We start from the raw sequence: 20969 nt of genomic DNA on the forward strand, positions 1-20969 counted from the left end.
CCTCCCCACATGTCCGACACTGCATTCAAAGCCTTGATGTTGAACCGCGCCGACGACGGCAAAGTTTCCGGCGCGATTGAGACACTGTCCACTGATCAACTGCCCGACGCCGACACCACCATTGCCGTGAAATATTCGTCGCTGAACTACAAAGACGGCCTGATCATGAACGGGCGCACCAAATTGGTGAAGGACTACCCCCACATCCCCGGCGTGGATTACGTCGGCGTGGTCGAAGACTGCACGTCGGGACGTTTCCAACCGGGTGATGAAGTGATTTGCACGGGCTGGCGCGTCGGTGAAGTGTGGTGGGGGGGCTATGCCCAGCGCGCGCGGGCCAAGTCTGAATGGCTGGTGCCGCTGCCCAAGGGGCTCAACATGGTGCAGACCATGGGGTTGGGGACTGCTGGCTTGACGGCGATGATGGCCTTGATGGATTTGGAAGACCACGGTCTCACCCCCGACGTTGAGGGCGAAGTGTTGGTTACCGGGGCTGCTGGCGGCATGGGCACCATGTGCATCGCGTTGTTGTCGAACCTGGGCTACAAGGTTTGCGCAGAAACTGGGCGTGAAGAGACACATCAGTACCTAAAAGACTTAGGCGCACATTCCATCATTTCCCGTGAAGAGCTGGAAACCCCACCCAAGGGCCCGTTGGTGAGCGGGCGCTGGGAAGGGGCCATCGACAACGTCGGCGGTGTGATGTTGGGGAACTTGTTGTCGGCGCTGAAACCCAAAGCCAGCGTTGCGGCGGTGGGCAATGTGGCGGGCTGGACGTTTGAGGCCTCCATCATGCCGTTTTTGGTGCGTGGCGTGAACATCTTGGGCATCGACAGCGTCACCTGCCCGCCCGAGCGGCGCAAAACCGCCTGGGAGCGTTTGTCCCAGGAACTTCCCTTGGATCACTTCGACGATATGGTCGAAATCCACCCCATGGGCGATTTGTTGGAGTTGGGCGCAAAGATCCTCGACGGCAAGGTTCGTGGGCGTGCGGTGATCGACCTGAACGCTTAGTCGTCGTCGAAGTGGCCTTTGTCCGCGTCTTTGTGGCAGGCCTTGCAGTTGGCCCAGGTTTTGGCCTTTTTGAATTGGCTGGGGCTGACTTCGTCTTCTTCTTGGTGTTCGTGCACGAACCAGCGTTGCTCGGAAATGCGGATTGATCGGGCTTTGGAGCGGCGCGAGCTGTTTTCGACCAAATAGTTTTCGATGTGTGAGCGCGTGGCTTCATCCAAGCTGGCATCTTCGCCAAAGTGGTTGGGCAGATCCCCCATCAAGGTTTTCCAGGCTGTTGCGTCCAGTAGGCGTGCCGGGTAGGCGATATGGCATTCGGCGCATTCTTGCTGGGTGGTGGCGTCGGTGACGGCCATGGATTTATAGGCGCGCCAGTTGCCTTTGTCGCCATCGGCTTGCGCGGTCAAAATAGGGGCTGCAATGGCTAGGCCTAGGACTGATCCCAGAACGAGTACTGTTTTGTTCATCATATACCTCAACTCTCAAAGCCCAGAGTGGGGGGCCGTTTGTGTCTGTTGAGGCTCAAAGTAACGAAATTCTCCTGAACCGTTCCTGAACGAACAAAAAAAGGTGATTTTCTGGGCGTTTTGCTGAAATTGGGCGGATCGTTTCTTTATCCCTTGACGCGCCGTTCGTGATGAATTAATTACGGCGCACCCACTGTGGCTGGGTAGCTCAGCTGGTTAGAGCGCGGCACTCATAATGCCGAGGTCGGCAGTTCAAGTCTGCCTCCAGCTACCAATTGTAACAACGGCTTAGCGCTTATCGCGCTGGGCCGTTGTTTTAGGAAACACCATACGGATTGTTCTAAGGCATGTGCTTTATCTGGAACTGTGTTGGTGTGGTCACAAGATTATCGTTGGGTCGTCAATTGAAGAGAAGTAAGCTAAGTAGAGCTTCCTTAGGCCGTGCGCGTTTTTTTATACACACCGATTTGACAAGAGAATCGAGAGCGAGAATTTGAGACCAAGTTAAGTTGAATTGGGTGGCTTCACACCAAATATTGTGCAAATTCCATTTCTCTCGTCAAAACCCGCGATTGTTTCGAAGTTCTATGTACGGTGGAAACGTTCAAAAAACAGAGACTTGTCTGTGGTTTCACAATTAAACCAATATTTAATGCCCTGCTTTTATCGTTGCGTGGCACCAACAATTTGGTAGCATGCGTATTGACAAGTCACGAATGCTGATGATACAGGGAGGGCGTTCAGTGAACACAACCAATGAGGAGAACACCCAAATGTCGAAAACTCTCGCGGAATTACGCGACCCGACAAAGAGGGAAGAGGCTATCATTGAGGCACAAAATCAATATAAGGAAGATGGCGTCAAAACTGACGAAGGTTTGGGCCTTAATGGAGGGGTAACTAACGGTGGTGAGTGGATTGACAACGCCAACTGGTGACACCACCTCCACAAGCATACTTTTCTTTTCTGAAAACGCTCAACGTAAATTACTCGCTCAAATTATCGAATATGCCCTTGAAGCTGTCCATGTAGACGACTTCGAGGGCGTTTCGGTTGATTTTGGGCGGTTTTTTTCCGCTATGCGTGAAGCAAATTTTGATATCGAATTCGTACATCGCCGTCGCGGCCTCGAAAACGGTATTTCGGAAGGGAAGCTAGCGGGGATTGTCTTCTACAGGCTTACACGCGAACGCATTATTAACCTTAATCAATCTTTGTTGAAGCAGGGACACTTTCAGTTTCTGCAAGAAGAAGTGATGATTAAAATTATCGGCGCACTTTTACATGTTGACTTCTCAGATGAGTGGATTGCCCAAAAAATTGGCACCGAAAGAAGTGAAGGCATGCGTCAAAAGTTCCAAGATTTATACAATGAGCTGCGGTATATTTCTTGTCGTCGTCACTATAATCAAGAATCTCTTGCCCTCTTCTTTGACTCGATGGTCTATTTACAAACTGCAATTGATGAGATGCGGAGGATCAGCTCGGCACTCAAGGATGAATTGCCAGACTAATGGCACAGCTCAGCTACCATTCCAAACTCCCCGGTTTTCGCCTGAAAACCGGGGGTTTTTGTTGGAATTCATAAAAATTAATTAAAAAGTCTGATAAACCTACCGAAATATAGGTATAAATTGACTGTCTGTGGCGCTGAACTGTTGGGTTCAAATTAAGGTAGAGCTCCATGTCCGGGTTTGAAAACATCAATATTTTGCTGGCGGAACCGAATGTTCAAATTCGGCGTACCGTTTCCGATTCCTTGCGTCAACACGGCTATCACAGCATTCGTGATACGGGCCAGACCCGTGTGGTGCGCGAAGCGGTGAGCGAGGACCGGCTCGATGTCTTGATCACCGACGTGACGTTGGAAGGCGAAGACATGTGCGAGCTGCTTTACGGCATTCGTCACCACCGTGCCGGCACAAATCCGTTTTTGGTGACGATGGCCCTGACGGAAAATCCGTCGGTTGATGTTGTGCGCAAAGTCGTGAACTCCGGCGCGGACGATGTGTTGTTAAAGCCGGTTTCGGTGAAACAAATCTTGGATCGTCTGGGAGGTTTGTCGAAAAACCGCAAAGGCTTTGTGGTGACGACGGATTACATTGGGCCGGACCGGCGCAAAAATGGGGCGCGACCGGGTACGCAGGAAATCCCCGTTTTCAATGTGCCCAACCCTTTGCTCTACAAACGATCCGATAGCAAAGCTGATTTGGCCCAAGTCCAAGCCGCGATCAATGCCGCGGCGCGGATCATTAACGAGCAAAAAATGGAACGTCATGCCTTTCAAGTTCAGTACTTGGTCGACGAAATTGTGCCGCGCTATTCCATTGGGGATGTCGACGCCAATCTGAAGGGTATGGTTCGCCGTTTGGTGTTTGTGTCCGAAGACTTGGTCCGGCGCATGCGCGGAACAGATCGTGAGCATGTGCGCGAGTTGGGCGAGTCCATGATCAAGGTGGCGCAGGCCGTTCATCGCAATGTCGACGCACCGAACATACGTGACTTGCACTTGCTGCCGGAACTGAGTTCTGCGATTAAAAAGGCCTTCGACGCCGATGAAAAAACGGCGGCCTTGGCCCACGATATTTCAACGTCTGTAGGGCGTATCGCCTAAGTCGGGTGCGCGCGGCACATGTGAACAGCAGCGACACGGGGAAATGATGCCGTCCGAAACACAAACCATTTTGATTATCGAAGACGACCCCATGGTGCTCAGTGCGACGGCAAGCCTTGTGCGCGCGTGGGGCTATGATGTTTTGATGGCGGGCTCAGCCGACGAAGCTATTAAAAAAGCAACGGCGTTGGGCCAGGCGCCGGATTTGATCATCATCGATTACGGCTTAAGCGGTGAACAAACGGGTCTGGATGCATACAATGCCATTACGCAGCTCTACAGCGCATTTGTTCCCGGGATTGTCATCACCGGGGAAACCACGCCCGAACTTTTGGACAAGCTGGACAAAATCGGGCTGCCGCATTTGATGAAACCGATCAACCCCGAAGCGTTAGAGCAATCTTTGCCCATTCTGTTGACGTGAGTGTCGTGCTATGAATGGTGCGAACACCTTTCCGCTTCATGAGATGTCGATCTAAGCATGGCCGAGCAAGATCAAAATTTCCTTCCGCCCGAGCAAGAACAAGCCCAAAAGCTTGTTTTGCCCGATCATGAGGACAGCAATCCGCCTTTGGAAGAAGCCGGGCATCCGTCCCCTCAACAACGTGCCGATTTTGTCGTTAAACGCTTAGAACAATTCATTCGTGAAGGCCGCACATTGGCTGAAGGCATGTCCTTGCGCCAATGGCAAGACATGGCACGCATGGAAATTGCTTTGGCCGTTGCCGCTGCGGAAGATGCCGCCAAAGACGACGATCATGTGTCGCGCCGGGTCTTGTTCACTTTGGCTGCGGCTTTGGTCACGGTTGGCTTTTGGGGAACGGTGTTTGCGTTCGACAAAGCGCCTTATCTGGTGGTCGCATTTATCTTGACGATGACAGGTTTGATCACCCTCGCGATTGTTGGTGAATGGCGTTTGATGAAGTACTTTCGTCGCCATCAAGCTAAGAAGCGTGAAAAATCTTTGCGCCGCATCGAAGATTTGACGCGCCGGATTAAACGTATGGAAAAAGAGTTGGATAAAGAATCCGACGATTTGCGTGACAAATTGAAACAACAAATGAAAGCCAAGCGCGCAGAGTTAAACGCGTCGTTTGATACGTAACGAATAATGAACCCTTACGCCTTTTATGCAGCGCAATTGCGCTTTGCTGCATCCAAAACAGAACGTAGCGACGCAGACATTTCCCACATGATGGATCAGCTTCAAACCATCGCCGATCAAATCGACGAGGGTGCTTCGTTTAAAGTTAAGGCCGCAAGCTTGCGCGCCGCAGCCCGTGCTCTTGCTGGGGTTTCAGGGTTTTTGCAAAAACAAATCTTGCCTGAAGTTATTGCGGCTGGGAACGCCACCGGCGAAGCGCAAGTGCGTTGGACCATTGACACGTCCATGTCTTTGATGGCGACTATGATGACCCATGCGGAGATGACCAACGATCAAGAAGACCTTGAACTGACGTTGCCCGACGCACCCGACATAGAAACTGCAAAGCCCGTTCATTGATGGCACCGAATTTTGGTTTTGTACGAGATTAAACGCGCAAACTGAGTACAGTTTATCTTCACCAAACATAAATGTTTGAGGGTTACGGTAATTTTTTTACGCGTAACTGTTTCGTTGTTGGCAAGTATGTCTTAGTATGTGTCGTACACGAAATGCACTGCAAGCGTTACGTGGGGATCGATCGGAACTTAGGGGAGTACCTCGTACTATGGCTAATCCAGTTTTGACTGACGTTAAGGGCATCGGCCCTGCGGCAGCAGCAGCACTGAAGGAAAAACGTATTGGCGTTGCCCGTGTTGCAAAAATGACGGCGAAGCAGCTGGCTGAATACCCGGGCATCGGTGAAGCTTCTGCAAAGAAAATCATCGCATCTGCTAAAGCACTTTTGAAAGCAGCCGCTAAACCGGCAGCGAAGAAGAAAGCTGCTGCGAAGAAAAAAGCTCCGGCCAAGAAGAAGGCTGCTGCGAAGAAAAAAGCTGCACCTAAAAAGAAAGCCGCTGCAAAGAAAAAAGCCGCTGCAAAGAAGAAGGCTCCGGCTAAGAAAAAAGCGCCAGCTAAGAAGAAGGCCGCTGCGAAGAAGAAAGCTCCGGCTAAGAAAAAGGCTGCTGCGAAGAAAAAGGCTCCGGCTAAGAAGGCTGCTGCCAAGAAGAAGGCCGCCGTTAAAAAGAAAGCGCCTGCAAAGAAAAAAGCACCAGCTAAGAAGAAGGCTCCGGCCAAGAAAAAAGCTGCTGCAAAGAAAAAAGCCCCCGCACGTCGTAAGAAAAAATAACGTCGGGCAGACACCAAAAGGGCCGTTCAAGCGATTTGCTTGGGCGGCCTTTTTTGATGCCTATTGTTCCGTTTCAGAGACCGGTTCGCGGCTCGGTTTGGTGATGACGTATATGGCACCGAAGGTGATGAACGCGGTTGCAGCAAATTTGGCGACGGCGGGCGCTTCGCTAAACCCGATGACGTAAATCAAACTTAACGCCATACCGCCAATGGCTGCGATTTTTCCATGCAAGGGGATGACGCGGTGTTTGTCCCAGCGTTGTAGGGACGGACCGAAGCGAGGATGGTTGTAGAGCCAGTTGTGAAGCTCTTCAGATCCGTTGGCAAAGGCCCAGAGCGCCAAAATCATGAACAAGACGGTCGGCATCACCGGCAAAAATGCACCGATCACGCCCAAGGCAAAAAAAATCCAACCCAAAGCAATGAAGACATGCTTCTTGCAGGCAGCAGGGATGGATGTGTTTGTCTCTTTGGGTTCGTTCGTCATGTTTGCATGTCCACTGGCGTGAATGTGGGGGTGTCGTTTTCGAACGCCAACTCATTTTATCGAAACACGTCCCACTTCACCATTGATATTGCCCCCCGTTCGGGCCACATGGGGAGGGCATAAGTATGAAAGACCTCTTTGACGATGAAAAATTGTGACGATTGCCCTGGCTCCGTGAAATGCACAAGCACGCTGCTGCATCCCATATTGGTACAAGTGTACGATCTCTATGCAGGTGGGACACGCGATAAGTTCGACATTTTATTTTCCCTCAGTGATGACGACGAAGAAGCGTTGGAGCTCTGCGATGCCCAAGTTTCGCGCGCGTGTTGGACCAAGGCTGCTTTGCTGGCCATGGTCGATGTGGTGATGCGCCTGTCAAAGAACGATTTGTCAAACGATCCTGAACGGGCACTTTACGGTGTGATTGAAACCGCGCGCGATGCTTTTTCCAGTTTCCCGTGGCACATAGAAGAGTTGGTGGATCAAGCGCCAGAGCTGTATGCTTTGATCCTGGAGCGTTGCGAAACGCCTGAGCTCTGTAACACCATATCCAAGCGGGCCTTCATCAAAGCCTGTAAAGACATTGCCTACACGACTTGAACGACAGGACGGACCATGACCCTCAATCTTGCCCCTGGTATTGAAGCTTACGTGGACACCATGAAAGCGTGGCGGCGCGACATCCATGCGCATCCCGAAACCGCATTTGAAGAGGTTCGCACAGCTGCGCTGGTGGCTGAGCAGCTGAAAAGTTTCGGACTTGAGGTGCATACAGGCTTTGCCAAAACCGGGGTGGTTGGCGTCTTGGACCATGGTGACGGTCCGGCCATTGGTTTGCGCGCCGATATGGATGCACTGTTTATGGATGAGTTGACGGGCTTGGACTATGCCTCGATCCACGCCGGAAAAATGCATGCGTGCGGGCACGATGGACACACGGCCATGCTGTTGGGGGCGGCGAAGTATCTCAGCGAAACGAAATTCTTCAAAGGCCGTGTCGTGTTCATCTTCCAACCTGCCGAAGAAGGCGAGGGCGGGGCCAAAAATATGGTTGAAGAGGGTTTGTTCGAAAAGTTCCCCGTTGATGGCGTCTACGGCCTTCACAATTGGCCGGGGATGGACGTGGGGACATTTGCCGTGACGCCTGGCCCCATCATGGCGGCTTATACGTCGTTTGAAGCCCGCATTCAGGGACAAGGTGCACATGGTGGTATGCCGCACTTAGGCGTTGACCCGGTTGTTGTTGCGGCGCAAGTCATCACCGCATGGCAAGGCATCGTCAGCCGCACCATCGACCCGCAAGACGCCGGCGTTATTTCTGTGACGCAAATTCATGCCGGCGATGCGTATAACGTCATTCCCGACAGTGTGGAGCTCAAAGGCGCCATCCGGTCGTTCCGTGAAGCGGTGGGCGATCATCTGTGGACCCGAATGAAGGAATTGGCGTCGGGGATTTGCACAGGCTATGGCGCGGACTTTACGCTGGAACGCCACAGAAGCTATCCGGCCACCATCAATTCCGACACCGAATCCGGCCTGGCTGCCATGGCGGCGGCGGATGTGGTGGGGCACGAAAATGTTGATCACCACCCGGTGCCCAGCATGGGCGCGGAAGACTTCGCCTATATGCTTGAGGCCTGCCCCGGTAGCTACGTGTGGATGGGCAACGGCCCAGGCACAGGCGGTTGTTTGCTCCACAATCCCAAATACGACTTCAACGATGAAGCCTTGGCCGTGGGCGCGAGCTATTGGGTCAAGCTGGTGGGAAACGTCCTGGCTGATTAGGCGCGGCTTAAGCGTCCAAGCTGTTGATCACGTCGGTGACCAAAGCCAAGGTGTCGCCGTCCATATCAGCGTTGTTTGGGGCTTTGGCGATCACATCGTCCAAGTCGATGATATCTCCAACCATTGCGGGGTTGAAGGCTTGGGCCATGTCGATCATGTCTGCGGAAAAAATGGTGTTCATAATATGGTTCCTATTTTCTATAGGCTCACGTTATGTAAGCAACGTTCTGTTCGCTTTTACACAAGCAAAAGAAATGCCAACTGTGCCAAGCTGGAATTGGGCTGCATACATTTCTATTTTCTTATTTAAAATCAGTCCTGTTTATCCGGTTTTGGAAACTTCGCAAAGTTTTCCAAAATTGCGAAATTTTGAAAAATGCTGACTTTGTATTGCATTTTGCAATGCAGACTTGGGATCAACGGGACTTAGCGATAGGGCCGACGCCCAAAAATTGGGAAAGCCCCACTTCGTAGGAAGAGGGGCTTTCCGGTATGACCGGTGCAGGGGGGGACGTGAAGGCTGCTCCCGATCAATTAGGAGAAGGTGCTTTAAATTTGGCGTTTACACACAAAACCAACCAAATTACTCAAGTAATATTTCATCAAATATGGATGCAGTCAAGCCCTCTTTTGGAATAATTTCAAGTCAGTTTTGTGACGAGGCTATTCTTGCTTAATCCATTAAAATTGTTATAAAATATTTGGTTGGCGTGTGTGCTGGTGGCGGGCGTGTCAGGCCGCTTTTGCGGCGCATATGGTCAAGGCCATTACGAATCCTTTTGGTGAATAACCATAGAACTGAGTGCGATGCTAGTTGTGTGAGGGGGCACGCGGCTCAGCACCTGTACTTTAAGGGAGGGGAGACGTAGAAAGCGGGACATTGTTGGAATGGGCGCGGTGGGGCGTTGCCCATTGAAAGATGGCCTTGCTGGGGGGCGAAGAGGTTGCCATCAAAATATCCAAGCGAATGTCCCGCTTTCCCCCAAATAAAAGCAAGCAACGTGCCAAATCACAGGCCCTGTGTTAGGGGATTGAAATATATGCGAAACATACGCTTGTGTGATTCTTGCTGCATTGCGAAATGAGAATTCTTCCCGGTTTATGAAGGGGCAAAACGCGAAATGATTTGCATTTTGCTAATTTTCGGGCCGCATTCACCATGATCTGTGCATTGTGTCCGGTGCGGATTTCCCTTAGAAGGTGGCGATACGGATGTGAAAGGAACTCCCCCATGGCTGTTGCACGTACCGGTACTTACAAATTGATATGGCCTTTGGTGCGTTTGTTGGATCCTGAGCGCGCCCACGCACTGGCGCTGACGGCCTTGAAGCTTGGCATCATGCCTGCCCCCGCGCGGGTAGAAGACGACGTGCTTCAGGTGAAGCTTTGGGACTTGGTCTTTCCCAATCCGGTCGGTTTGGCGGCCGGTTTTGACAAAGACGCTGACGTGTATACCCAAATGCTGTCCCAAGGTTTCGGCTTTGTGGAAGTGGGTTCGATTACACCGCGCCCGCAACCGGGCAATCCGAAGCCGCGCTTATTCCGTCTTGAACAAGACGGCGCCGTCATCAATCGTATGGGGTTTAATTCCGCAGGTCACGACGTCTCTGTCCGTCGTTTGCAAAGCCGCGACCGGGCGCGCGGCATCGTCGGCGTAAACTTGGGCAAAAACAAAGAGACTGAAGACGCAGCTGCAGACTATGAAGTCGGTGCACAAAATTTTGGTGCGCTTGCAGACTACATGGTCATCAACGTTTCCAGCCCCAACACACCGGGCCTGCGTGCGCTTCAAGGACCCGAGCCCTTGCGCGAGCTTTTGACCCGCACCAAAACCGCGTTGGACGCCACCACCAAAGACACCCGCACGCCGCCGTTGCTGTTGAAAATTGCGCCGGACCTCACGGATGAAGACAAATCCGATATTGCCCAGGTCAGTCAAGAGGTCGGTATCGACGGTTTGATTGTCACCAACACCACCATCGAGCGCCCCGACACTTTACAAGGCCTGCACAAGGGCGAGACGGGCGGCTTGAGCGGTCGTCCGCTGTTTGAAGCCTCGACCCGCGTGTTGGGCGAGATGTATGAAGCCACCGGCGGCAAGATGGTGCTGGTCGGTGTGGGCGGGATCGAAGACGCCAAGACGGCTTATGACAAGATCCTCGCGGGGGCCTCGTTGGTGCAGCTGTATTCCGCCATGGTCTACCAAGGCCCAGCCATTGCCGCCGGCATCAACCGCGAGCTGGCCGAGATGCTCAAAGCCGACGGCTTTGCATCCGTGCTGCAGGCTGTGGGGCAGAAGGGTGCTTAAGCCCTAAACCTGGAACTGTTCGCGCAAAATGCGTTCTTCCAGATTGTGTTCCGGATCAAACAGCAACACCGGTGCGACGGAGCGGTCTTCGACCACTTCGACTTTGCGCACATTGCGCACGGCCAAGTCGTCGGCGACGGCGTTTACGGGGCGCAGCTTCGGATCGATCACTTCAAACGTCACCCGTGCATTGGCAGGCAACAACGCACCGCGCCATTGACGTGGGCGGTAGGCGCTGATGGGCGTCAAGGCCAAGATGTCGGAGCCCATGGGGATAATCGGCCCGTGGGCAGACAGGTTGTACGCTGTGCTGCCCGCAGCCGTAGACACCAAAGCCCCGTCGCAAATCATTTCGTCCAAGCGCACTTGGTCGTCGATTTTGATGCGCAGCTTTGCGGCCAGGCGGCGATAGCGCAGCAATGAAACTTCGTTGAAGGCCCAGGCTTCGTGCTTTTTGCCACGCGAATCAATGGCCGTCATGAGCAGCGGGTGAATGTTGATGGGTTCCGCCCGGCTCAAACGTTTGGTCAGGCCGGTTTCTTTGAATTCGTTCATCAAAAAGCCGATGGAGCCCCGGTTCATGCCATACAGCGGCACTTCGCGACGCAGGTATTTGTGCAGCGAGCGCAGCATATAGCCGTCACCGCCCAAAACGACGATCACGTCGGCCTTGGCGGGCTGGGTGGAGCCGTAGCGTTTTTTTAAAGCTTTCAGGGCTTCCTGAGCATGCTTTTGGCGCGCGGCAACAAAGGCGATTTTTTCAAACTTCATGGAAACGGCGGTCCTGTTTCACTCAAGGTTTGGCGGAGTATAAACCATTGGGCCCGGAAAGTTTAGCCGTGAGTTTTGAAGAGCTTATCAGCCACCCGTGACACTCATGTGGCGTTTGACGGCGGGCTCGCCGTGGCCCGGTTCGATAACGAACTCATGGCCTTTGGGCTTTAAGTGTAGCGCTTGGTCAATGGCACCGTTGAGTTTGCCCATGGGATCGCAAGACCGCATCGCTTCGCGCAAATCAACGGAACTGTCTTGGCCCAGGCACATATAGAGCGTGCCCGTGCAGGTCAGGCGCATGCGATTGCAGTTGTCGCAGAAGTGATCGGACAGCGGCGTGATGAAGCCGACCTTTTGCCCGGTTTCGCGCACGTCTAAATACTTCGACGGCCCGCCCGTCGAATGGGTGGAGGGAATGAGGCTCCAATCCGCTTCGAGCTTCTGACGCACGTCGGAAAGGGGAAGGTACTGTTGTGTTCGGTCCCCACCAATGTCGCCCAGTGGCATGGTTTCGATCAAGGTCATGTCGAAACCTTGTTCTCCACACCAGCCCACCATATCGCTCAATTCATCTTCATTGAAGTTTTTCAGCGCCACGGTGTTGATTTTGACTTTCAGATCCGCATCCTGAGCGGCTTTCAAACCGTCCAAGACCTGATTGATGTCACCGCGCCGCGTGATCTCGGCGAATTTGTCCGGATCCAACGAATCCATGGACACATTGATGCGTTTCATGCCCAGTCGTTTGAGGTCGTGCGCATACTTCGCCAACTGTGAACCATTGGTGGTCATCACCAGCTCTTCTAATAGCCCCGTGTCCAGGTGACGGCCAAGCTTTTCTATGAGGCCCAAAATGCCGCGGCGCACCAAAGGCTCACCACCCGTGAGACGCAGCTTCTTCACACCACGTTCAATAAAGGTGGAGCACACCGTGTCTAGTTCTTCCAAGCTCAACAAATCTTTGCGCGGCAAAAACGTCATGCTTTCCGCCATGCAATAAAAGCAGCGGAAATCACAACGGTCGGTGACCGAAACGCGCAGATAGGTGATGGGGCGGCCGAATGTGTCTTGCATGGTCCTCATATGCGTTGTGACTGGTCAAATACAACGCCTCAGTTTTCAAAATACCGTGTTTGCGGATACGTGTCGTCCATAAACTCACTGTGGGTTTTGGTACTTTAGTCGCAGATCAAATGCATTGACGGTGGTCAAATAGACTTCGGGCCCACACTCCCGGGAGGCTCAATTCCCAAAGTGCAGGCCCTTTGCCCGACAAAACTGTCAGCAGACTTATTGAGCGGTGGGGAAGAACAGCTGTTCGCCCTGCAGCTTGAAGGCGGCGATGGCGTGTTGACCGTCTTTGGAGACCAGCCAATCGATGAACGTTTGGCCCAATTCGGACTTCACGTGCGGGTGTTTGGCTTTGCTGACCAAGATCACGCCGTAAGGGTTGGCGAGGTTGGAACTGCCTTCGTGCACGATGTCCAATCCGTCTTTGTTTTTGAACGCGATCCAAGTGCCGCGATCCGACAGGGCGTAGGCGCCCATGCCTTGGGCCATGTTTAACGTAGCCCCCATGCCTGCACCGGCTTCGCGGTACCAGTTGCCGCCTGGGGTCAAGCCGGCGGATGTCCACAAACCGCGCTCCCGCTTGTGCGTGCCGCTATCGTCGCCGCGCGAAACGAAGTTGGCTTTTGCGGTGGAGATGACGGTCAATGCAGCGTTGACGTCTTTGGTGGATTTTACGCCTGCCGGATCGGCTTTCGGGCCGATGACGATGAAGTCGTTCATCATCACGTCATAGCGTTTTTCGCCAAAGCCTTCGGCAACAAAAGCTTCTTCGGATTTGCGGTGGTGCACGAACAAGACGTCCGCATCGCCCGCTTTGGCTTGGCGAATGGCTTGGCCCGTGCCGACGGCAATCACGCGCACTTCTATGCCGGTTTTTTTCGTGAACTGGGGCAAGATATCATCAAACAGGCCGGAGTTGGCCGTGGACGTGGTCGATGCCACAGTGATGAAGTCGCCCGCCATGGCGAGGCTGGAGCCCAGCAAAACGCTGGCGGCAATAGCGAGGGAAGCGAAAAAACGCATAAGGATGGTCCTTTTCGAATTCAAATGTCTGGCCAATAATCCCTCCAAAACAAGCGTTATGTCAATTTGGGAATAACGGGTAGATGACGCATACCGCTTTTCCATGCAATTGGGCATACGACTTTCGTCGTATATTTTTGTGCATAACGCTAAAAGGTCTGAGGATTGAGGGCTTATCGGGCGTGTTTGGGGTCGTGGCGGGGGCCTTCGCCGCGTTTCCACCACAACAGCTCGCCTTTGACAAAGGCCTGCGCCAAATCGTTGTCAGGCCGGTCAAAGAACTGTTCAGCGGGGGCTTGTTCCAACAGACGGCCGCGATGCAAAAACAGGACTTCGTCGCCCAAACGTCTGGCTTGACCCAAATCATGGGTGGTCATGACGATCTTGGTGCCCTGCGCGAAGATGGCCTGGATCAGCTCTTCGATTTGGTGGCTGGCGCTGGGGTCCAAGCTGGCGGTGGGCTCATCCAAAAACAGGATTTGCGGCTTCAAGGCCCAGGCGCGCGCAATGGCAAGACGTTGCTGTTCACCGAACGACAAGACGCGCGCAGGGGCGTCGGCTTGGCGGGTCATGCCGGTGCGTTTCAAAACGTCGTGAACGATGTCCGCGCGTTCACGCTGGGGCACATTGTGAAGGGCAAGTGCGTGTTCAATGTTGGCCCGCCCACTTCGGCGCAACATGACAGGGCGTTGGAAGACCATGGCTTGGGCGTACTTGGCGGTTTCAGGTGAAGCCCAGGTGACGGAGCCTTGGTTGGGCTGCAGCAATCCATGGCACAGGCGCAACAGCAAGCTTTTGCCGGCACCATTGGGGCCGACGATCATGGTGCGCGTTCCCGCGTCCAGTTCCAGGTTGAATTCTTTGATCAAGGGAATGTCGCCCCGCCCGTGATACCAAACGTTATCGAGCTTCAAGGGCAGAACAGGTGTGTCGTGGGCGCTCATGATCCGGCCCTTCGTTCTCGGCGGTCTTTGACCAGTTGCGCCGCGGCTCCTATGGCTAACGAAATGGACAGCAAGACGATGCCCAACGCCAACGCCAATGCCAGATCCCCTTTGCTGACTTCCAGGGCAATGGCTGTGGTCATGACGCGGGTGACGTGATCAATGTTGCCGCCCACCATCATCACCGCACCGACTTCTGCGGTGGCACGGCCAAACCCCGCTAACACCGCCGTCAGCAACGTAAAACGCCCATCCATGATGAGCGTCGGGATGGCGCGCATGCGGCTCGACCCTAAGCTGGTGAGTTGGTCTTCGTACTCAATCCACAAATCGGTGATCACTTGGCGCGACAGGGCGGCGATGATGGGCGTGACCAAAATAACTTGGGCGATGATCATGGCGGTGGGGGTATAGAGTAGCCCAAATACGCCAAACGGGCCGGAACGCGAAAGGCTGAGATAGACAATCAGGCCCACCACGACAGGCGGCAGACCCATTAAGGCATTGAGCACAATCAACACACCACGACGCCCGGGAAAACGCATCATGGACACAGCAGCGCCCAAAGGCACGCCGATGAGGGTTGAGACCAGCACAGCGGTGAGGCTGACATACAATGACAGGCTCACGATCTCGGCCAGATCGGGGTCGAGGGACACGATCAGCTGAACAGCCGTGCTCAACGCGTTGCCCATGTCATTCATCAATAACGCACCTGATTTGGAGGGTTGAAAGCGGAGCGAAAGCTTATCACGCCCGCCAAAATGCGAAACCCCTCAAGGCTCTCTCTACGACTTAAGTAGGAAATTTGATTAACCTTATCTGGCAAAAAAGCGCGGTTGAACTAGCCAGAACGGCCCTCAGATATAATAATCATAGGTGCAATTGAGCGATTCTAAGATTTTTCAGGATTTTGCAAACCTGGGTTTGCCGTTGAGCCCCATTTGGGCAAAGGAAAAGGACCATGCTAGCGATGTTTCCAACACTTACGCGGGCCCCTGCCGATATCGGCGGTGCGACACCCTCTGTGGAATTCATCCAGGCCACAGGAGGTGTGATTGAGCTGCCCAAGGGCTTCGATCCTGCCGACGGCCAGTTCGAACGCCAAGGTCCGGATTTGATGATTACCGACAGCGGCGGCAATCAGGTTTTGATCGCTGATTATTTCATGCAAGAAGACGCCCCAAACTTGGTCACCACGCGCGGCGCGATGTTGGAAGGCGACCTGGTCGAGCGCTTGGCGGGCATGGTGGCCCCGGGCCAAATCGCAGGTGAGGTCCCCGCCCCGGCAGAGCCCATTGGCAAGATTGTATCACTTGACGGTGAAGTGACCGTGATTCGCGCAGACGGTTCTCGTGTCACCTTGCAAATGGGCGATGACGTCTTGATGGGCGATATTTTGGAAACAGGCGACCCTGCCGGTGTCGGCGTGTTGTTGGCCGACGGTACGGCTTTGTCCATGGGCACGGATGCCAAGCTGGTCTTGGACGAAATGGTGTACGACCCCGGCACGCAAGAAGGCTCCATTGCGCTTTCGGTGATGAAGGGTGTGTTCACCATCGTCTCCGGTGAAGTCTCCAAAACCGATCCGGACGCCATGACGATTTCAACGCCCGTGGCGACCATCGGTATTCGCGGCACACAAATCGGCATCGACATCTCCAATGGCCGCGACATGACGTTGGTGTTGTTGGAAGAAGCCGACGGCTTTGTGGGTGAGGTCATCGTGACCAACCAAGGTGGCGTTTCCACCATCAATCAACCTTATCATGCGGTGACGGTGAGCGCCTATGACGCGCCGCCGTTTTCGACGGATGAGTTCCCCATGGATGCCGTTGTAGCCATGTTTGGTGGCGCGCTCAAGTTTCTGCCGTTGACGAACACCAACGCCAATGATTACGGCCTGCAGGCGGATGAGGGATTCAACAGTTTCGACACCTCAGCCGGAGGCGATAGCTCCGCGTCTGAAACCACAGTAGAAGATGGCCTGGCGCAATTCGAAGATGCGACAGACTTGGACAAGCCCACCATGGTGATGGATGAGCTTTCCTCCACCATTGACGTGCCCGACGCTGAAGAGCTTGGGCTGGTTTCAGAAGACGAAATACCATTAGACGGTTTAGCTGGTTTTGAAGAGGGTGCGTCTGAGACTGTGGCCTTTGCGTCAGGCGTGGTCGCGGATGACACCACCCCGCTTGACACCTTTGAAACGAATGCAGGCGAAGGCTTGAGCGCCGACGCTTTGGCCGCTGAAGCGGATGTAATCTTTGGCGATGAAGAAACGCCGATGGACACGGTTGAGATGGTTCCAGCTGGCGGGTCAGAAGAGCAAGACATTCCAACAGACACCAGCGCGACTGTATCTGAAGACACAACAGACGAAACCACAACAGAAACCACAACAGAGGCCCCGACTGAGGTTGTGTTCGAAGCAACGGAGCCGAAGCCCGAACCAGAGCCCGCCCCCACGCCGGAACCTGTGCCCACGCCAGAACCCGAGCCTGAGCCCGAGCCTGAGCCCGCGCCGGAACCCGAGCCAGAACCGGAGCCAGAGCCAGAACCGGAGCCAGAGCCAGAACCGGAGCCGGAGCCAGAGCCAGAACCCGAGCCAGAACCCGAGCCAGAACCAGAACCGGAACCGGAACCTGTGCCTGTGCCGGAACCCGAGCCCGCGCCGGAACCCGAGCCAGAACCGGAACCGGAGCCAGAACCCGAGCCTGAGCCAGAACCCGAGCCTGAGCCAGAACCGGAACCGGAGCCAGAACCGGAACCGGAGCCAGAACCGGAACCCGAACCAGAACCCGAACCCGAGCCCGAGCCCGAGCCCGAACCGGAGCCAGAACCGGAACCTGTCAACACAGCTCCGACGGCAGAAGCTGGGTCGGTCATGATAGCAGAAGACAACGTGTTCTCTGGCCAGTTGACGGCTTCTGACCTTGAAGGGGACACGTTAACATTTAGCTTGTCTGAGGATGCCGGACCCGAGCACGGCCACGTTTCCATCAGCGCTAATGGTTCGTTTATCTACACGCCGGACCCTGATTACGGCGGTGCCGACAGCTTCACCTATTTTGTCGAAGACGAAGCGGGTGCCATGGGCATCGCCACCGTGAACGTCAATGTTACACCTGTTGCTGATCTGCCGCAGCTGGCGTCGGCCAATGTCGAAGGCTATGAAGACAATGCCATTGCCTTGGCCGTCAATGCAGTTATGCCCTCAAGCACGACCGAAACCGTGCAATCGCTGGTGATCGCTGGGCTTGTTAGCGGGGCTGTGTTGTCTGCTGGCTCTGACAATGGCGACGGCACTTGGACGGTGAGCCCGCAAGAGCTGTCCGGCTTGACCGTCACGCCGCCGCAAGACTTCAGCGGCACCATGAACTTAAACGTCACAGCCACGTCCAGTGATGGCGGTACGGCGTCATCTCAATTTTCCTTGAACGTTTCGCCTGTGGGCGATGCGCCGCAAATTGCTGTATCCGATGTCATGGGGCAAGAAGACGCAAGTATTGCCCTTAACATTGCCGCAGCCATGGCGGGCGGGACTTCTGAAACCATTTCTGAGGTCGTGATTTCCGGTGTGCCCATCGATGTGGAGCTTTCTGCCGGGCTGGACAACGGCGACGGCACCTGGACGTTGACGCCGGGTCAATTGCCCGGTCTCACTTTGACCCCTGGGGCGGACTATAACGGCACGCTGCAATTGGGCGTCAGTGCCGTGTCTTCGGATGGCACGGTCAGTTCGAACAGTTTCGCGGTCTCCGTCGCACCCATTGCCGACACCCCTGTGATCGCAGCTGCGGACGTGACGGGTATGGAAGATAGCGCGGTCGTGTTGACACTGGGCACATCCATGCCGGCTGGAACGCTAGAAACCGTAGACCACATCGTGGTCACCAATGTGCCGAACGGTGCTGTGTTGTCGGCAGGGACCGATAACGGCGATGGCACCTGGACATTGGGCACGGATCAACTGGATTATCTGACCTTCACGCCCCCAACGGACTACTCCGGAACGTTGGCGTTAAGCGTTCAAGCGGTCTCAACAGACGGCGGTGTGGCGACGGCCGACTTTAATGTCACTGTTCAGCCTTTGGCCGACCAGCCGCAGTTGGCTGTTGCCGATGCGGTGGGGCATGAAGACGGCGCCATTGCTTTGGCTTTGGCCGCAAGCATGGCGGCAGAGACCACCGAAGCCCTTTATACCATCACCGTTGAAAACGTGCCTCAGGGCGCGCTTTTGAACGCCGGGATCGACAATGGTGACGGCTCTTGGACTTTGACGCCGGATCAGTTGGACGGCCTGACACTGACGCCGCCGCACGATTATAACGGTGCGTTTGATTTGAGCGTCACGGCGACGTCGACCGATGGCGGGGTGGCGACGGATATGCTGTCCGTCACGGTCAATCCGGTTGCTGATGCACCGGTTGTAGCTGTGGCCGATGCTGTTGGACACGAAGACGGCGCGATTGAACTGGCCGTTGCAGCCAGCATGCCTGCAAACACGACAGAGAGCGTCGAACGTGTGATTGTCACAGGTGTGCCCGAAGGCGCAACCTTGAGCGCCGGTACGGACAATGGCAACACCACGTGGACCTTGACGGCCGATGAGTTGGCAGGTCTCACCATCACGCCACCCACAGATTTTAACGGCGCGTTTGAAATGGGCTTTAGCGCCATTTCCACCGATGGCACCGTGACGTCGGATGCCATGAGCGTGCATGTGGGTGCGGTTTCAGATAATCCCGTGATCGCAGCGGCCAACGTCAGCGGCACAGAAGACGACGGGGTGGCTTTGTCCATCGCGGCTTCCATGCCTGCGGGTACGGGAGAAACGCTGGACAGCGTTATCATCTCGGGCGTTCCGGATGGTGCAACCTTGTCTGCGGGCACAAACAATGGCGATGGGTCTTGGACAGTGTCGACGGACGAGCTGTCTCAATTGACGCTCAATCCGCCTGAAAACTATAGCGGCACCATAGACCTCAGCGTCACGGCTGTTTCCAGCGACGGCGGGAGTACGACGTCTCACTTCGCCGTTGGTGTGGCACCCGTCGCCGATGTGCCAGTGTTGCAAGTCTCGGATGTGGTTGTCACCATTGAGCCTGCTCCGGGCTTGGACATCGAAGGCGGTAAGGAGGATGACGCACTGTTCGGTTCGACAGGTTCCGACGAAATCGAAGGCGGCTCCGGCGACGATGTGATCTATGGCGACAGCGAAACGCCCACCTCATCTGAAGATGATGAAGACGACGACGATAATGAAGGCCGGGGACGAGGTCACGACGAAGATCATCAAGGACATCATGGACGGGGACATGATGAACATGGCCGGGGACATGGCTATGGTCACGATGATGGCAAAGATGACCATGACTTTGGCGGTGATGACGACCAGCCGCTTCAACCCATCGTGACAACTGAACCCATTGAAGTTGCCCTGGAAGTCGATACCGCTTTGGTGGACGTGGATGGGTCTGAGGCCTTGAGCGTTGGTATAGCAGGGGTTCCAGACGGTGCCAGCCTGAGCGTTGGCACAGACAATGGCGACGGCACCTGGACGTTGTTGGGTGCGGACTTGGAGCAGCTGGACAATCTCACTTTGACGCTTCCGGTGGGCAGCTCAACAGATAACTTCGATCTGGATGTGACGGCGTTCTCCAATGAAATTGAAACCGGCGAAGCGGCTGTCAACACGGCGACCATCAACGTGAACTTCGAAGCCGCGCCGGGCGGAGATGACATCATTGATGCAGGCCAAGGTAACGACGAAGTTTATGGCGGCTATGGCGCGGATCAAATCGACGGCGGAAAAGGTTCCGATGAGCTTTACGGCGAAGCGGGAGACGACGTCATTGATGGCGGCAAAGGAAATGATGTCATCGTTGGGGGTGAAGGTGACGATGTCTTGACAGGTGGCGAGGGGCGCGACGAATTCGTCTTCCGCGCAGGCGACGGCGACGACATCATCATGGACTTGGGCCACAAAGACGTTCTGCGCTTCGAAGGTCAAGAGTTCAATATGGATGACTTCATTTTGCAAAACGATGAAAGCAGCGACGGCACAACCATCACCTTTGGCGGGGATGCAGGTGTGTCCGTCACGCTCAACGATGTCCAGGCCGAACCGGGTGCCGGCTACACGGTTACCCAAGATGGCGACAGCGTGCTCGTGACGTTCGATAAGGATACGCTGACGTAAA

At 54.7% G+C, this 20969-nt stretch carries 20 protein-coding genes and 1 tRNA gene; 13 read left to right on the top strand and 8 right to left on the bottom strand.

The annotated features are described in order from the left end of the window. The first annotated feature begins 9 nt into the window (after positions 1-9). Positions 10-1014 (top strand): MDR family oxidoreductase, encoded by a 1005-nt coding sequence (locus tag V5T82_RS10425; RefSeq protein WP_332895572.1) that lies wholly within the window; start codon positions 10-12, stop codon positions 1012-1014. On the opposite strand, the gene V5T82_RS10430 is transcribed toward V5T82_RS10425, so the two are convergent. After that, positions 1011-1481 (bottom strand): cytochrome C, encoded by a 471-nt coding sequence (locus V5T82_RS10430; RefSeq protein ID WP_332895573.1) that lies wholly within the window; start codon positions 1479-1481, stop codon positions 1011-1013. The two genes, V5T82_RS10425 and V5T82_RS10430, sit on opposite strands and share 4 nt — an antisense overlap. A gap of 194 nt (positions 1482-1675) precedes the next feature. Between V5T82_RS10430 and V5T82_RS10435 the strand changes: the two genes are divergently transcribed. The 8 genes from V5T82_RS10435 to V5T82_RS10470 all read left to right on the top strand — a co-directional run bounded on the left by V5T82_RS10435 (position 1676) and on the right by V5T82_RS10470 (position 6366). Then, positions 1676-1752 (top strand) — tRNA-Met (locus V5T82_RS10435). A 469-nt stretch (positions 1753-2221) separates the two neighbouring features. Further along, positions 2222-2416 (top strand): hypothetical protein, encoded by a 195-nt coding sequence (locus V5T82_RS10440; protein WP_332895574.1) that lies wholly within the window; start codon positions 2222-2224, stop codon positions 2414-2416. Continuing rightward, the gene (locus V5T82_RS10445) at positions 2388-2993 is read left to right on the top strand and encodes a hypothetical protein (RefSeq protein ID WP_332895575.1); all 606 of its coding nucleotides are present in this window, start codon (positions 2388-2390) and stop codon (positions 2991-2993) included. Before V5T82_RS10440 ends, V5T82_RS10445 begins: the two co-directional genes overlap by 29 nt. A gap of 170 nt (positions 2994-3163) precedes the next feature. Next, entirely contained in the window at positions 3164-4093 is a 930-nt protein-coding gene (locus V5T82_RS10450) for a response regulator transcription factor (RefSeq protein WP_332895576.1), read from the top strand. A 43-nt stretch (positions 4094-4136) separates the two neighbouring features. Next, positions 4137-4517, top strand: coding sequence for a response regulator (locus V5T82_RS10455; protein WP_332895577.1), 381 nt, complete (start codon positions 4137-4139; stop codon positions 4515-4517). A 57-nt stretch (positions 4518-4574) separates the two neighbouring features. After that, positions 4575-5198, top strand: a complete 624-nt coding sequence (locus tag V5T82_RS10460) for a hypothetical protein (RefSeq protein ID WP_332895578.1) — start codon at positions 4575-4577, stop codon at positions 5196-5198. A gap of 6 nt (positions 5199-5204) precedes the next feature. Then, positions 5205-5597, top strand: coding sequence for a hypothetical protein (locus V5T82_RS10465; RefSeq protein ID WP_332895579.1), 393 nt, complete (start codon positions 5205-5207; stop codon positions 5595-5597). A 136-nt stretch (positions 5598-5733) separates the two neighbouring features. Then, entirely contained in the window at positions 5734-6366 is a 633-nt protein-coding gene (locus tag V5T82_RS10470; RefSeq protein WP_332895580.1) for a helix-hairpin-helix domain-containing protein, read from the top strand. A 60-nt stretch (positions 6367-6426) separates the two neighbouring features. Here V5T82_RS10470 and V5T82_RS10475 read toward each other — a convergent pair whose 3' ends face one another. Next, entirely contained in the window at positions 6427-6855 is a 429-nt protein-coding gene (locus V5T82_RS10475) for a YbaN family protein (RefSeq protein ID WP_332895581.1), read from the bottom strand. 144 nt (positions 6856-6999) lie between these two features. On the opposite strand from V5T82_RS10475, the gene V5T82_RS10480 reads away from it, so the two are divergent. Further along, positions 7000-7458, top strand: coding sequence for a hypothetical protein (locus tag V5T82_RS10480; protein WP_332895582.1), 459 nt, complete (start codon positions 7000-7002; stop codon positions 7456-7458). A 15-nt stretch (positions 7459-7473) separates the two neighbouring features. Next, positions 7474-8643: a M20 aminoacylase family protein gene (locus tag V5T82_RS10485; protein ID WP_332895583.1), complete on the top strand. Its 1170-nt coding sequence runs from the start codon at positions 7474-7476 to the stop codon at positions 8641-8643. 7 nt (positions 8644-8650) lie between these two features. Here V5T82_RS10485 and V5T82_RS10490 read toward each other — a convergent pair whose 3' ends face one another. After that, on the bottom strand, positions 8651-8824 hold the full coding sequence (locus V5T82_RS10490) for a hypothetical protein (protein WP_332895584.1): 174 nt from the start codon (positions 8822-8824) through the stop codon (positions 8651-8653). 1050 nt (positions 8825-9874) lie between these two features. On the opposite strand from V5T82_RS10490, the gene V5T82_RS10495 reads away from it, so the two are divergent. Next, positions 9875-10951, top strand: a complete 1077-nt coding sequence (locus V5T82_RS10495; RefSeq protein WP_332895585.1) for a quinone-dependent dihydroorotate dehydrogenase — start codon at positions 9875-9877, stop codon at positions 10949-10951. 3 nt (positions 10952-10954) lie between these two features. On the opposite strand, the gene V5T82_RS10500 is transcribed toward V5T82_RS10495, so the two are convergent. The 5 genes from V5T82_RS10500 to V5T82_RS10520 all read right to left on the bottom strand — a co-directional run bounded on the left by V5T82_RS10500 (position 10955) and on the right by V5T82_RS10520 (position 15467). Then, complete coding sequence (locus tag V5T82_RS10500; protein ID WP_332895586.1) at positions 10955-11722, bottom strand: NAD kinase; 768 nt, start codon at positions 11720-11722, stop codon at positions 10955-10957. A gap of 87 nt (positions 11723-11809) precedes the next feature. Further along, on the bottom strand, positions 11810-12799 hold the full coding sequence (gene moaA, locus V5T82_RS10505) for a GTP 3',8-cyclase MoaA (protein WP_332895587.1): 990 nt from the start codon (positions 12797-12799) through the stop codon (positions 11810-11812). Between the two features lie 216 nt (positions 12800-13015). Continuing rightward, a complete protein-coding gene (locus V5T82_RS10510) occupies positions 13016-13819 on the bottom strand; it encodes an ABC transporter substrate-binding protein (protein ID WP_332895588.1) in 804 nt (267 codons plus the stop codon). A 173-nt stretch (positions 13820-13992) separates the two neighbouring features. Further along, positions 13993-14763: an ATP-binding cassette domain-containing protein gene (locus V5T82_RS10515; protein WP_332895589.1), complete on the bottom strand. Its 771-nt coding sequence runs from the start codon at positions 14761-14763 to the stop codon at positions 13993-13995. Further along, complete coding sequence (locus V5T82_RS10520; protein ID WP_332895590.1) at positions 14760-15467, bottom strand: ABC transporter permease; 708 nt, start codon at positions 15465-15467, stop codon at positions 14760-14762. Before V5T82_RS10520 ends, V5T82_RS10515 begins: the two co-directional genes overlap by 4 nt. Before the next feature lie 269 nt (positions 15468-15736). Here V5T82_RS10520 and V5T82_RS10525 point away from each other — a divergent pair, with 269 nt between their 5' ends. Continuing rightward, a complete protein-coding gene (locus V5T82_RS10525; protein WP_332895591.1) occupies positions 15737-20968 on the top strand; it encodes a tandem-95 repeat protein in 5232 nt (1743 codons plus the stop codon). Position 20969 lies beyond the last annotated feature (1 nt).

The organism is Magnetovibrio sp. PR-2 (assembly GCF_036689815.1).
Taxonomy (GTDB): domain Bacteria; phylum Pseudomonadota; class Alphaproteobacteria; order Rhodospirillales; family Magnetovibrionaceae; genus Magnetovibrio.